This window comes from Pandoraea sp. 64-18 (assembly GCF_001899225.1).
In the GTDB taxonomy this organism is placed as follows: domain Bacteria; phylum Pseudomonadota; class Gammaproteobacteria; order Burkholderiales; family Burkholderiaceae; genus Pandoraea; species Pandoraea cepalis.
This window is the reverse complement of the sequence record NZ_MKVU01000013.1, coordinates 163,552-177,489: the sequence shown is the minus strand read 5'-3', so window position 1 is coordinate 177,489 and position 13,938 is coordinate 163,552. Positions and strand designations below refer to the sequence as shown.

Genomic DNA, 13,938 nt, shown 5'->3' with positions numbered 1-13,938 from the left:
ACGTCGCCATCGATCCCATGACGGCAAAATGACGAATTTGTCATGATGGACGGCTCCGCGCGGAGGGGATGCGCGAATTCCACCGTCCGCACGGGGAAGCCTGAGCCCCGCGCGGCCAATGTCAGAGCGCCCGCCGGATCAACCTTGCCGGGCCACCCAGATCTTTTTGCGGTTCAGCAGCAGCGGAACGATACCGATGACAATGCCCCCCATGCCGACGACATTGGTGGCCCAATCGAAGGTCGGGATGCTGTAGACCGCGATGAAGAATAGGAAAAGCCCGCTTGCCACCGGCCAGATGACATGCGTCACGGCGGCCCACGGGCCCTGCGTCAACACCTTGCGGTAGTACCAGCCGCAGGCGAGTCCGGTCAGCCCAAGGTAGAAGCAGATCTGGAAGCCGATCGCGGTAATCGAATCCTGCAGAATGACGTTGATCGTCGGCAGATAAGACGACATGAACAGCAGCGCCAGCCCGATGATCCAGATAAAGAAGATCGCAACGTGGGGCGTTTGCCAACGCGGATGCAGCCGCGCATAGCGATGGTGGAGGGCGCCGTCGCGGCTCTTGGCGAAGAGCGTGCGGGTGAACTGCAGCATCTGCGTCTCGACCGTTCCCACCGTGCTCAGCAAGACCGCGATGATCGCGACGTAGCCCCAGGTCGGTCCAAACAGCTTCTCGGCAATGGCGAAGATGATATTGGTGTTGAAGTGCTGGATCTCGGCGTCCGACAGCCCCAGCAGGGCGATGACGATGAAGACAAGGAAGAACACCATCAGGAACACCATCGACCAGAACGCCGCCCGGCCGGGAATGCGGTTCGAGTCGCGCGTCTCCTCGCTGAGGTTCATGGTCACGTCCCAGCCGTAGAAGAAGAAGATTGCCACCAGGGCACCGCTGGCGAACTGCGCGGGCGTGAACGCGAGGGGCGAAAACCAATGCCACGAGAACGCGTGCTGCTGCGCGTGAGGGAACACGAAGAAGCTCGCGACGATGATCACCAGCAGGATGATGCCCTCGATGATGGTCATCACCACCTGCACGTAGCTGGTCAGCTTGACGCCCTTGACGACGATTGCACTGACGACCGTGAGCCACGCGGCTGCGATCAGCGTCACGTAGTGCACGTTGTTCATCATGGGTCGATCGAAGATGAGCAGCGTGGCATTGGCCGCTGGAATCATGGCCGACACCATGAACACGCAGCACAGCACCAGCAGCGCCCAGCCGGCAAAAAAGCCCAGCGTGCGCCCGAAGACCATGCTCACCCATGAATAGGAGGTCCCGGCACTGGCCAGCGCACGATTCATGTTGATGAACGCGTATGCGATGCCAAACATGATCAGCCCGCACACCAGGATGCTCGCCGGGGAGAGCGTGCCGGCCGTCCCGATGATGGTCGACGTCGTGATCTCGACGCTGTAGGCCGGTGCAGTGCCGGCGATGCCCATAATCACCGATTCGACGATGCCCAGCGAATCGGCGTTGAGCTTGGCGGGTTGGTCCATAAGCGTGGGGTTCTAGGCTAGGTTGACATGGATGGATCGACGTTTTACTCCATGCCGGATGTCCAAGCAAGAGGGGGATGTCATTCTTGCGTTCGCCGTTGATTTTCCAGTCCCGGCGGGTCGCAATTCGCTGTCCTGCCGGACTTGCCTGGCCTTCCTGGGGGCACCCGCGGTCCACTTTGGTGCAAGGTGCGCTGAACCACGGGATGTAGGGTCGCTGTCAGAGCGTCACCGACGCCACGGCGGTGGGTCGAAGGCACGCTTTGCCGTTTCGAGAAACACCCGCTGACGGCTCGAAAGTCCGTGACGCGTTGGCACCAGCGCCATGATGGGGGCGGGCGCCAAGCGCCATTCCGGCAGTAGGCGAACCAGTTTTCCAGCGGCAATCAGTCGTGCGGCATCCCACTCGGACCGCTCCATCATGCCAAGTCCGGCGACCGCCCAATCGCTGATGACCGTGCCGTCGTTTGACGACAATGCGCCGGTCATTCGAATGGTGGCGGCCTTGCTTGCCCCCGTTCCGCGATCGTTGTTACGCATGAATCGCAAATGCGTGGCGTCTTCGTCGTTCTCGCGCAAGCATAGACATTCATACCGATCGAGCTCGGACGGATGCACGACGGCCGGCAGGCGGCGCGCAAACGCGGGAGACGCGCAGAGATATCGTTCATTGGGCGCCAGGTAATGCCCCACCCAGGAAGACGCTTTGACGTTGCCAATGGAAATGACGACATCCGCGCCTGACGCTGCGGTGAGCGGACTGTCGGCGAGCACCAGTGAAATCGAAAGGCCTTGGTGAGCCCGATGAAGCTCGCGAACCAAGGGCGCAATGTGCGCGCGACCAAAGCCAAGCGGCGCAACGATGCGCAGATTGCCGGTGAGGCTGCCGGGTTCGCCCGACACTCGGGACGGAATCGCATCTATCCGTTCAAGGAGTTCAGACGCCTCATGCAAAAAACGCTGACCTTCATCGGTCAGCGAGATACCTTTCGCGCCGCGTACCGCAAGGCGAACGCCCAGCCGCTCCTCCACGCGCTGTAGGCGGACTGTGACCGCGGGGGGCGTCAGGTTCAGCAAACGCGCGGCGGCGGCGAGCGATCGCGACGCGCCCAAGGCACGGAACAGACGCAGATCGTCCAGATCGATCATTAAGTCACCATTAATGTCATGTTCCCTCGATATTACACAGGACAAAATCCTGGCGGCGCTCGCGATGCGAATCGGCGGCGGCCGACGGCGCGAGGTCCTGGCTGGATGGTGCGTCCATTAATATAGATTTAATGTCGAATTTACCGCGTGTTACACACCGCACCCGTTTGCTTCTTTATCTTGAGCCCATCTGAATCACTTTCCGCTTTTGAGAGGTCGGAATCATGACTCGCACCGCTACGACGATGGACAACGTTGCAATGGACAACACGCGCACGCTGTACATCAATGGCGAGTGGTTGGCGCCGGCGAATCCCCGCACGGTGCCCGTCGTCAACCCGGCGACTGGCAACGCGATTCGCCAGCTGGCGGTCGGGTCGCGCGAAGATGTCGAAAAGGCAGTTGCTGCGGCCCGAAGGGCGTTCGTCCCGTGGTCAGATACGCCGGTGGCGAAGCGCGTCGAGATCCTGGACAGAATGTATCGCCTCATTCTGGATCGTAAGGAACTGCTCGCACAGACGATCATGTCGGAAATGGGCGCAGCAATATCGTTCGCCCGTGCCTCGCACGTTCCATTTGCCGCGGAGCACATTCGTGTGGCAAGCGAAATCGCGGCTGGCTATGCTTTTCTCAAGGTTGACGGTCACACCGCCATTGCACGTGAACCCATCGGGGTATGTGCGCTGATCACCCCCTGGAACTGGCCGCTGTATCAAATTACGGCAAAGGTGGGCCCCGCGCTTGCCGCAGGATGCACGGTGATTCTCAAGCCCAGCGAGTTATCACCCCTGAACGCCGAGATATTCGCGCAGATCGCTCACGATGCCGGGGTGCCGGCGGGGGTATTCAACCTTGTGCAAGGCAGTGGCCCGGAAGTGGGCGAAGCCCTTGCGGCGCATGAGCAGGTCGACATGATCTCGATCACCGGCTCCAACCGGGCCGGCGCGCTCGTGGCGAGGGCGGCGGCAGACTCGGTCAAGCGGGTCACACTGGAGCTGGGAGGGAAGTCACCGAACGTTCTGCTACCGGATGCCGATTTTGGGCGGGTAGTGGCCTTGGGCGTCATGGCCGCGTTTCGCAACGTAGGGCAGTCGTGCAGTGCGCCCACGCGAATGATTGTCCCTCGCGATCGTCTCGCCGAAGTCGAACGCATGGCCTGCGCCACCGTTGAGTCGATGGTCGTGGGGGATCCTGGTTCGGCGCAGACAACGCTCGGGCCGATTGCAAACGAAGCACAATTTCACCGCGTACGGGCCATGATCGATGTGGGTATCGCGCAGGGTGCTAGGCTCGTCTGCGGTGGTCCCGGATTCCCGCCAGGTTTGAGCCACGGTTACTTTGTTCGGCCGACGATTTTCTCCGACGTGACGGCCGACATGCGCATCGCGCAGGAGGAGATTTTCGGGCCGGTCCTGAGCCTCATGGCGTACGACACCGTCGATGAGGCGGTTGCGATCGCGAACGATACGAAGTACGGCCTGGGTGCGCACGTCCAGAGCGAGGACCTGATGCAGGCGCGCGCGGTTGCCTCGCGTATCCGGTCGGGGCAAGTGCATATCAACCATCCGGCGTGGGACGCCCATGCCCCGTTTGGCGGCTACAAGCGCTCGGGGAACGGTCGCGAATACGGCATCCATGGGTTCGAGGAGTACCTCGAGACGAAAGCGATCCTGGGTTACGCCTGATGGCGATCGCCGAGCGCGTCGCATGCCATTCCGAATCGCGCAACGTAGGGAAGGGAATGCGGCACACGGGTCGCCCTGAGGCAAAGGGCGGCGGACAACGGAACTTCAAACAAGATATCCATGTTGCAAATCGACAGAGTCAGCGATAGTCCCGTCATGCCCACCGATGTGGACGTTGTGATCGTCGGCGGCGGCATCATTGGAACCACTGCCGCGTACGAGTTGGCGCGTCAGGGGGTGTCGGTCGCCCTGGTGGAAAAGGGCTTCATCGGCGCCGAGCAGTCTGGGCGCAACTGGGGATGGGTGCGTCAGCAAAATCGCAGGCATGACGAATTGGTCATGGCAATGCGCAGCTTGACGCGGTGGTCGGAGATCGGAAACGAGATCGGTCGCGACCTCGGTTTCCGCCGTCAGGGCAGTCTGTATGGGACGACGGCGGAGGCAGACATTGCGAAATGGGAAAAGTGGGCGGTCGGCGCAAAGGCGATGGGCTATTCGTTCGATCTTCTCTCGGCAGCGGAGCTTAAATCCCGCATTCCGACGGGGACGGCGCGGTGGGTGGGCGGCCTCTGGTCGCCGACGGACGGGCTGGCCGAACCGAGCAAGGCCGCGCCAGCCATCGCCGAGGGGGCAAAAGGACTGGGCGCCTATGTGTTGCAGACATGTGCCGCGCGAGGATTCGACATCAGCGCTGGCCGTATCGCCGGCGTGTGGACGGAGCGCGGTCTCATTCGCGCGACGACGGTCGTGTGTGCCGGAGGCGCGTGGAGTTCGCGCTTGTTGAAACGCCATGGCGTTGAGTTGCCGGTCGCCAATGTGGTGGGCACCGCGATGCGCACGTCGCAAGTGCCGGCGTTGCCCGGCGGCACATTCAACGGTCCCGGGTTTGCGTTGCGTCGTCGTCTCGATGGGGGCTACACGCTTGCCGTACCCGGCTATGGTCGTGTCGAGCTGGCCCCGCAAGGGATTCGGTACGCCTTGAAGTTCTATCAGACGTATCGCTCCGAGCTGACGAAGAAGTTGAAGATCCGCATAGGGAAGAGTTTCTTTAATGGACCCGAGGCGTCGGCAAGCTGGGCGCTTGACGACATCTCGCCGTTCGAGCGTATTCGCGTGCTGGAGCCGGCCATTGACGAAGAATGGTTGGCGCAGGCGGTCAGCAACCTGACGACCTGCTTTCCTGAAATGAAAGGGGTGCGGATATTGCAGGCGTGGGCGGGCCTCATCGATACCACGCCGGATCTCGTGCCGGTGATTTCGACCGTCGATGAAATCCCGGGCCTGATCGTCGCGTCAGGGTTCAGCGGACACGGGTTTGGCCTAGGCCCGGGGGCCGGGTTGCTCGTGTCCGAAATGGCGCAGAATAAAACGCCTTACGCCGATATCACCCCCTTCAGTCTGAATCGATTCAAGAAAGGAGGGCAGTTGCTTCGTCCGGAGATGATGTAGGGCAGCTCAGGACATCCTTCAAGCCATTCTGCGGAACCGAATTCCATGAGGCCGAGGTTGTGCCGTCAATTCGCCAACGGGCGGGCGAGGATTGTCACTGCCGACGGCGACGTTGGGACTTGCCAATACCGTCGCCTTCGACGCATGCTAGCCAAAACTTCTCGGTCGATCGCGAAATGGAATTGAGACAACTCCGGTATTTTGTCAGTGTGGTGGAACACGGAAGCATGGGGCGGGCCGCCTTGGACCTCGGTGTGGTCACCTCCGCATTGAGCCAGCAGATCAGCCGTCTCGAAGGGGAACTCTCGACCCGCCTGTTGCAGCGCACGTCCGCCGGCGTGGTGCCGACTGACGCCGGCATCGCCTTTTGGCGTCAGGCACAACTCGCGCTGCGCCATATCGACGACGCCGCGGTTGCCGCGCGTTCCGCCCGTCTGTCTGGACACGTGAGCGTTGGGATGGCGCCAAGCACGGCGAGCGTGCTCGGCGTCGCATTCGCGCAAGCCATGCGTGCACGATACCCCGATGTTCGGCTGCGCATCGTCGAAAGCCTCTCCGGCTATCTCGCCCCCATGCTTAGCGCGCGTCAGATCGATCTCGCGGTGCTCTTTCGCGAGGAACCCGCGCAGCGGTGGAGCGTAATGCCACTGCTCGACGAGCAGCTGTTCCTGATCGGCGCCAAGGGTCTCGATGGCATGCCGACAGGCACATCCGTGCGACTCAAGCACCTCGGCAGGCTGGCACTCATCCTTCCCAGCGGCACGCATGGGCTGCGCTCGCTGCTGTCGTCGGCGTTTCGACGCGCCGCTTACGAACCCAACGTGGTCGCCGAAGTGGACGGTCTCGCGCTGCTCATGGACCTGGTACAAACGGGGATGGGCGCGACGATACAGCCCGGCGCCGCGCTTGCCAGATCCGCGAACGGAATGCTGGCGAGCGTGCCCGTCGCAGAGCGCTACGCCACGCGGCCCAACATGATCGCCAGTGTCTCCGATGACGAACTGTCGCCCGCGGGTCTCGCCGCGCGCGTCGTCCTCGCCGATGTCGCGCGGCAACTCGTGCACGAAAGCCGCTGGCCCGGCGCACGTCTGCGCCTGCCGCAGTCTTCACAAACAGTGAAGACCCCTTGAGGGGACACGACTGGCAGAACCGACTTGGCATCCCTATGATGCGTCCGAAAGGAGCCAAGTCAAATGGTCGATGTATTGGTAATTGGAGGAGGCAATGCGGCGCTATGCGCTGCGTTGATGGCGCGTGAAGCCGGCGCGTCGGTCCTGCTTCTCGAATCGGCACCGCGCGAATGGCGCGGCGGCAACTCGCAACACACGCGAAATCTGCGTTGCATGCACGATGCGCCGCAGGACGTGCTCGTGGATGCCTATACGGAAGAAGAATTCTGGCAGGACCTGCTCAAGGTCACGGGCGGCATCACCAACGAGGCGCTTGCACGTCTGACGATCCGCGCATCGTCGTCGTGCCGGCCGTGGATGCAGCGACATGGCGTGCGTTTCCAGCCACCACTCTCCGGCGCGCTACACGTGGCACGCACGAACGCGTTCTTCATGGGGGGCGGCAAAGCGCTTGTCAACGCGTATTACCGAAGCGCGGAAGCGCTCGGCGTGGACATCCGCTACAACACCCCCGTCGAATCACTTGAACTCGATGGCGCTCGCTTCGTCGCGGCACACAGCGGTGCCGAGCGGTTCGAGGCGCGCGCTTGCGTGCTCGCCGCGGGGGGCTTCGAATCGAATCGCGCCTGGCTGCGCGACGCTTGGGGGCAGAACGAACGCGGCGAATGGCCTGCCGACAACTTCCTGATTCGTGGTACGCGCTTTAACACGGGCGTGCTGATCAAACATATGACGCAAGCCGGCGCCGATTTGATCGGCGATCCGTCGCAATCGCATTGCGTTGCCATCGATGCGCGTGCGCCGCTCTACGACGGCGGCATCTGCACACGTATTGACTGTGTGTCGCTGGGTGTCGTGGTGAATCGCGATGGCAAGCGATTTTACGACGAGGGCGAGGATTTCTGGCCCAAGCGCTATGCGATCTGGGGACGGCTCGTCGCCCATCAGCCGGGACAGATCGGCTATTCGATCATCGACTCGAAGGCGATCGGCCGATTCATGCCGCCGGTGTTTCCGGGCGTGAAGGCCGACACGCTGCCAGAACTTGCGCGTCAGTTGGGGCTGCCGGAGACGCCGTTCATGAAAACGATCACCCGCTACAACGACGCCTGTCGGATCGGCACCTTCGACCACACCGCGCTCGACGACTGCCACACCGAGGGCCTCACGCCAGCCAAGACGCACTGGGCACGCCGGATCGACACGCCGCCGTTCTACGGCTATGCGTTGCGCCCAGGCATCACGTTCACCTACCTCGGTCTGAAAACCAACGACCGGGCGCAGGTTCACTTCGGCGGCGAGGCGAGCGAGAACCTGTTCGTCGCGGGGGAAATGATGGCCGGCAACGTGCTTGGTCAGGGCTATACGGCCGGCGTTGGCATGTCGATCGGCACAGCGTTCGGACGCATTGCCGGCACGCAGGCCGCGCGCGCCGCACACAAGACAACGGAGGCTCACAGTGCAGCAGTCTGACGTGCTCACGCCCGAACGCACGCGGACCGCGTCGCCGTTCGATACCAAGGCAACCCAACACGGCGCATCGGGCAGCGCGGCGCGCGTGATTCCCATTGTGCCGTTGAGCAACAGCGAAGCCGAAGTGGCGAGGCAGATGCAGATTTGCAACGCGTGCCGCTATTGCGAGGGATTTTGCGCCGTATTTCCGGCCATGACGCGCCGTCTCGACTTCGGCAAGGCGGACGTCAACTATCTGGCGAACCTTTGCCACAACTGTGGCGCGTGCTATCACGCTTGCCAGTACGCGCCGCCGCATGAATTCGCGGTTAACGTGCCCAAATCGATGGCGCAGGTCCGCCTCGAAACGTATACCGAATATGCGTTTCCCAGGGCGTTCGGCGCGCTGTACAAGCGTAACGGCGTGACCTTGTCGGTCGCGCTGGCGGCAGGTCTCGCGCTCTTTCTGATGCTCGGGACGGCATTGCGCGGTGGTCTTTCCGCAGACGCCACGCCGGCAAACTTCTACGCGATCTTTCCGCACAACCTGCTCGCGGCAATGTTCGGCACGGTCTTTCTGTTCGCGATGCTGGCGTTGAGCGTGGGCGTTACGCGCTTCTGGCGCGACGTCTCGGCGGGAACCGCGAGCGCAAGCATGCCTGCCGCCGTCGAAGCCGCAAAGCACGCGCTGACGCTCAAGTATCTCGACGGTGGACACGGCGACGGCTGCAACGAATCGGACGATGCATTCACGCTTGCGCGACGCCGCTTCCATCACCTCACGTTCTACGGGTTCATGTTGTGTTTCGCGGCAACCGCGGTTGCAACGTTGTATCACTATGCGTTCAGTCTGGAGGCGCCATATCCCTACCTGAGTATCCCGGTGTTGCTGGGCACGGTGGGCGGCATTGGACTGTTCGTCGGGCCGGCGGGGTTGTGGTGGCTGAACCTCAGGCGCAATCCCGAACGCACTGATGCCCGTCAACGTCCGATGGACCGCGGCTTCATCGCGCTTCTGATGTTGACGAGCGTATCCGGACTCGCGTTGCTCGGGTTCCGTGCAACCCTCGCGATGCCGCCGCTGCTCGCCATCCATCTGGGCATTGTCATGGCGCTGTTCGCGACGCTGCCTTACGGAAAGTTCGCGCACGGCATTTTTCGCTCGGCGGCGTTACTTAAATCATCGATCGAGAAGCGCCAAGGCAAGACGTTAAGTCTGGGCGCGGATTAGGTCCCGCAGGGTCCCGTCGCTACCCACTAAGTACACGTACCCATAATCAGGAGACACCATGACCCCCACAGAACCCATCTCCGTCAGTGGCGGCAGCTCGCGCGCGAACCGGGCCGCTGCCGTGCTACGGGTTACAAGCGGCAACTTTATCGAACAGTTCGATTTTTTTCTGTTCGGCTTCTACGCGACATCGATCTCGAAGATTTTCTTCCCGTCGACCAGCGACTTCGCGTCGTTGATGCTCACCTTCGCGGTATTTGGCGCGGGCTTTCTGATGCGTCCGCTGGGCGCAATTTTTCTCGGCGCATACATCGACAGGGTGGGGCGGCGCACCGGACTGATCGTCACGCTGTCGATCATGGCGAGCGGCACCATCCTGATCGCGTGCGTGCCAGGGTATGCGACGATCGGGCTGCTCGCGCCCGCACTGGTGCTGCTGGGACGCCTGTTACAGGGTTTCTCGGCGGGCGCGGAACTGGGGGGCGTATCCGTCTATCTGGCCGAAATGGCCACACCTGGCAACAAGGGCTTCTACACGAGTTGGCAGTCGGCCAGTCAGCAAGTCGCGATCGTGATGGCGGCGGCGATCGGCTACGGCCTGAATCATTGGCTTTCCGAGCATCAGATTGTCGCGTGGGGTTGGCGCGTGCCGTTTTTCATCGGCTGCGCAATCGTGCCGTTCCTCTTCGTGCTGCGCCGTTCGCTGCAGGAAACCGCGGCATTCGAAGCGCGGCGGCATCGTCCGCAGGTGCGTGAAATCTTTGCGATGCTGTGTGTCAACTGGCGTATCGTCATTGGCGGCATGCTGCTCACGGCGATGACGACCACCACGTTCTATCTCATCACGGTCTATACGCCCACGTTTGGCAAGTCTGTGCTCAAACTCTCGACGTCAGACAGTCTGATGGTGACATTGCTCGCGGCCACGTCGAATTTCATCTGGCTGCCGATCGGCGGCGCGATCTCTGACCGTGTGGGGCGCAAGCCGGTTTTGCTCGCCATCTCCGTGTTGGCGATCTTCACGGCCTATCCTGCGCTTTCGTGGCTCGCCGGCGCGCCGAGCTTTGCACGCATGCTGACCGTGCTGCTGTGGTTCTCGTTCTTCTTCGGGATGTACAACGGCGCGATGGTCGCTGCGCTGACGGAAGTGATGCCCGTGGAAGTGCGGGTGGCGGGCTTCTCGCTGGCGTTCAGTCTCGCGACCGCGGTGTTCGGTGGCTTTACTCCCGCCATCTCGACGTACCTGATCCAGGTCACGCACGACAAGGCTTCACCCGGGTACTGGTTGAGTTTCGCCGCGTTCTGCGGGCTGGTTGCCACGCTCGGGCTGTACCGGCGCGGGCGAGGGCACACGGCGGCGGCCGCCACGTCAGCCTGACCCAGCGCAATGATGTCGGCGGCCGGTGCAAGACGACTGGTCGCCGTTTTGTTTGGGGCGGTCGTCCTCCGAAATATGCTGCCGGAATCCGTCTGTTGTTTCTGGGGCGCTGGACGCAGTGGGGTAGGGCGCCTGCCCGTCGGAAGCAGCCGGAAGCAGCCGTTACGCGATCGGTCGGCGCGTGCGCGGTGCATGCCTTGACTTGCATCAAGGCATGTACCGCGCCGTTCGCACGGGTCACAGCATCTGCATTAACGTGTAGACGGCGGCGAACCTCAGGCTCACCCCCATCTCTTGAATATCACCAAGTTGCGCCGGGTAACGCGTCGATTGGCGCCCCCGCGTAGTACGAGCGCGCGATACGACTTGCGTGCCACCTCTGTCAGGAGCAAGTCAATGAAAAACATCGAGGTCGTCATGGGCAACGTAGTTCCGGTCGGCGTAAAAACGAATCGGCTGTGACCTTCGCGCGAAGCGAAAACGCGTTGCGGTTTCGACGTATGCCTGCGCACATGGATTCCGTCGCTATCGGGCACCAGCGCCTTACGCACGAGCGATTGCCGACACGGGGACGCTTGCAATGAGCGCACGGCACCGGCGTCTCCGGGCGCGTGACCTGGGCGCGCCGATCTTCCTCGTCACGCTAAGCCTCGCCGGCATAGGGTGGGCCTTCCGGGAAAATTTGTCGCTCTGGCGTTCCATCTCGATCATCGCGGCCTGGGCCGGAACCGGTCTGTTGGTGGGTAGCCTCGCCCTGATGGTGCGCGAGCCCCGCTGGTCTGGCATGCTGGGCGGCCTGGACACCATGTACCTCTGGCATCACCGCGCCGGCGTCATCGGCTACGTGCTGCTGCTGTGCCATCCGTTGGCGTTGGGAATGTCTGGGCTAGGGGAGTCGGCCCGTGCCGCATGGCTGGCCATTGCGCCTTGGTATCTGAGTTGGCCTGAGTGGCTCGGATGGTTCGGGCTGCTGTTTCTCATGGGGGGCCTTGCAACGACGTTCAGTCGACGCATGGGCTACCGGCGCTGGCGCGCGTTGCATTACCTCGCTGCGCTGGGTGCGATCAGCGGACTGGCGCACGTCGTTGTGATCGTTGGCGACGCTGGAGCCTTTCTCGCATTCATTGGACTGGCGACGGTAGCGCTCGCTTGGCGACTGTTGGCAACGGATCGCGGCTTGAGTGCACATCCCTATCGGGTCACACACGTTACGTCGAAGGCATTGGATACGATCGAGGCGTCGCTCGCTCCGTGCGGCGGTGCGTTACCGGTCAAGCCTGGACAATTTGTGCTTGCGGCCTTTGGCGATGGCCCCGTCTACCGCGGCTGTGGGGAATTCCATCCCTTCTCAGTCAGTGGGATCGGTCGAGGTGGCGTGCTCACTGTCGGCGTCAAAGCCCTCGGGCCGTGCACCCGACGCATCCAGTCTCTGGAGCCAGGCACGCTGGTGCGGCTGCAAGGCCCCTTCGGGCGTTTTTTGGCGGACAACGCCGAAAAGCCTCAGCTCTGGATTGCTGGCGGCATTGGCATCACGCCCTTCATGGCGGCAATCCGGAGCGGGAAGCTTGCCCGAACAACGACATTGATCTACCTGTACCGTGAAGCGCGCGATGCGGCCTTCCTCGACGAGTTGAAGTCCCGCGCCGACGTCGACCCGGATTTCGAGCTGATCGCCGAAGCCAGCGGCGAGTCGTTTCCTGATGTGTCAGCCATGTTGTCCCGGGTAAGCTGCATCGGGCAACGACAAGTGGAGATCTGTGGCCCGAAAGGGTTGGTAACGGCAGTTACGGCGAGGCTGCGCGAACTCGGTCAGCCTGCACAATCCATCCAGTTTGAGAGCTTCGACTTCCGATGATGCGCCGACTTTTCATTGTCTCCACGATGCTTTTCTTCCTCGCTCTGGGAGGATTCTGGGCGGCCAGCGTTTGGCTGCCCGACGCGCCTGCGGCGTCCCCTGCACCGGATACCCCGGCAACGACCGCGCGCGAGACAAATTACACATTATCGGAAGTCGCGCGGCATGCCACCCGCAACGACTGCTGGATGGCGATTCGTGGGCAGGTGTATGACTTTACCCGCTACGTGCCCCAGCATCCTTCGGATCCTTCTGTCTTCTTGCCATGGTGTGGCAAGGAGGCCTCACTGGCCTATCAGACGAAGACCAAGGGACGCTCGCACTCGTCCTACGCCGATCAGTTGATGATCCCATACCGAGTGGGCGCGTTGCAGCAGGCGAAGTAGGGGGGTCTTCGGGTTGTACGTTGCCGCTTCCGGGCGTGGACATGGGCCTCGTTCGGGAACACGAACGCTTGCGAGCGGGTAAATTTGCCAGGGATATCGCCGGAGTGGCTATATTGATAGCGTTTGCGTTGCTGAAGGTTTCGGCCACCGCCTTGCACAGGTGGTACCTGGATCAGAAGGTCTTTCCCATGAAAATCGTTCGCTCTCGCCGCGTGGCGCCCGCGCTTGCCGTTTGCCTTTTGATGGCACTCAGTGCCCATGCGGTTTCGGGCAACCGGGAAAATCGCTGTGGTTGGTTGCAGAACCCGACGCCTGGCAACTGGTGGCTCGACGACAAGGACGGCAGTTGGACGCTTTCCGTGATGGGCGAGCCGCCGGTTCCGGGGTTCGACGAGATTCCCGACATGTCGACAAAGGGCTGGGTTGTCACTAACGCGGGAAGTCACGGATACGGCTGCGCGTGCGTGGATATGGAAGTCGAAAGAGGAACCGGCAAGGTCGTGCGGATCTTTGCAGCCAAGCCGCTTTCGCTGAAACGCTGCAAGGCCGATCGCGCGCTACCAGCCCCTTGATTATTGCTGTCCACAAACGGGTTTCGCTAGCCCACTTTGTGTTCGCTAATTTTCGTAATTTAACATAATGTACATTATGCGAGTTCAGTGCTGACTAAGCAGACACTTACAACCGGGCTCACAATCCCGGTTTTTTTGTCCC

At 62.0% G+C, this 13,938-nt stretch carries 11 protein-coding genes; 9 read left to right on the top strand and 2 right to left on the bottom strand.

Going from position 1 to position 13,938, the window contains the following annotated elements:
* Window positions 1-138: 138 nt before the first annotated feature.
* Both BGP02_RS11790 and BGP02_RS11785 read right to left on the bottom strand, forming a co-directional pair.
* On the bottom strand, window positions 139-1,509 hold the full coding sequence (locus tag BGP02_RS11790; RefSeq protein ID WP_261938599.1) for an APC family permease: 1,371 nt from the start codon (window positions 1,507-1,509) through the stop codon (window positions 139-141).
* A 228-nt stretch (window positions 1,510-1,737) separates the two neighbouring features.
* Window positions 1,738-2,658 (bottom strand): LysR family transcriptional regulator, encoded by a 921-nt coding sequence (locus BGP02_RS11785; protein ID WP_150608255.1) that lies wholly within the window; start codon window positions 2,656-2,658, stop codon window positions 1,738-1,740.
* Between the two features lie 224 nt (window positions 2,659-2,882).
* Here BGP02_RS11785 and BGP02_RS11780 point away from each other — a divergent pair, with 224 nt between their 5' ends.
* The 9 genes from BGP02_RS11780 (at window position 2,883) to BGP02_RS11740 (ending at window position 13,796) form a co-directional block, all read left to right on the top strand.
* Complete coding sequence (locus BGP02_RS11780; protein WP_286798569.1) at window positions 2,883-4,343, top strand: aldehyde dehydrogenase family protein; 1,461 nt, start codon at window positions 2,883-2,885, stop codon at window positions 4,341-4,343.
* A gap of 120 nt (window positions 4,344-4,463) precedes the next feature.
* Window positions 4,464-5,792 carry an NAD(P)/FAD-dependent oxidoreductase gene (locus BGP02_RS11775; RefSeq protein WP_017234482.1) on the top strand — a complete coding sequence of 443 codons (1,329 nt, stop codon included), beginning with the start codon at window positions 4,464-4,466 and terminating at the stop codon, window positions 5,790-5,792.
* Window positions 5,793-5,968: 176 nt separating this feature from the next.
* The gene (locus tag BGP02_RS11770; RefSeq protein WP_286798568.1) at window positions 5,969-6,922 is read left to right on the top strand and encodes a LysR family transcriptional regulator; all 954 of its coding nucleotides are present in this window, start codon (window positions 5,969-5,971) and stop codon (window positions 6,920-6,922) included.
* 63 nt (window positions 6,923-6,985) lie between these two features.
* Window positions 6,986-8,395 (top strand): FAD-dependent tricarballylate dehydrogenase TcuA, encoded by a 1,410-nt coding sequence (gene tcuA / locus BGP02_RS11765; protein ID WP_261938601.1) that lies wholly within the window; start codon window positions 6,986-6,988, stop codon window positions 8,393-8,395.
* Window positions 8,382-9,605, top strand: a complete 1,224-nt coding sequence (tcuB, locus tag BGP02_RS11760; protein ID WP_017234485.1) for a tricarballylate utilization 4Fe-4S protein TcuB — start codon at window positions 8,382-8,384, stop codon at window positions 9,603-9,605. The genes tcuA and tcuB overlap by 14 nt, the downstream gene beginning before the upstream one ends.
* Before the next feature lie 58 nt (window positions 9,606-9,663).
* Window positions 9,664-10,983 carry an MFS transporter gene (locus tag BGP02_RS11755; RefSeq protein ID WP_017234486.1) on the top strand — a complete coding sequence of 440 codons (1,320 nt, stop codon included), beginning with the start codon at window positions 9,664-9,666 and terminating at the stop codon, window positions 10,981-10,983.
* Between the two features lie 580 nt (window positions 10,984-11,563).
* Entirely contained in the window at window positions 11,564-12,838 is a 1,275-nt protein-coding gene (locus BGP02_RS11750; protein WP_261938602.1) for a ferredoxin reductase family protein, read from the top strand.
* On the top strand, window positions 12,835-13,224 hold the full coding sequence (locus BGP02_RS11745) for a cytochrome b5 domain-containing protein (RefSeq protein WP_017234488.1): 390 nt from the start codon (window positions 12,835-12,837) through the stop codon (window positions 13,222-13,224). Before BGP02_RS11750 ends, BGP02_RS11745 begins: the two co-directional genes overlap by 4 nt.
* A 41-nt stretch (window positions 13,225-13,265) precedes the next feature.
* Window positions 13,266-13,796 carry a DUF4087 domain-containing protein gene (locus BGP02_RS11740; RefSeq protein WP_286798669.1) on the top strand — a complete coding sequence of 177 codons (531 nt, stop codon included), beginning with the start codon at window positions 13,266-13,268 and terminating at the stop codon, window positions 13,794-13,796.
* Window positions 13,797-13,938: the final 142 nt, after the last annotated feature.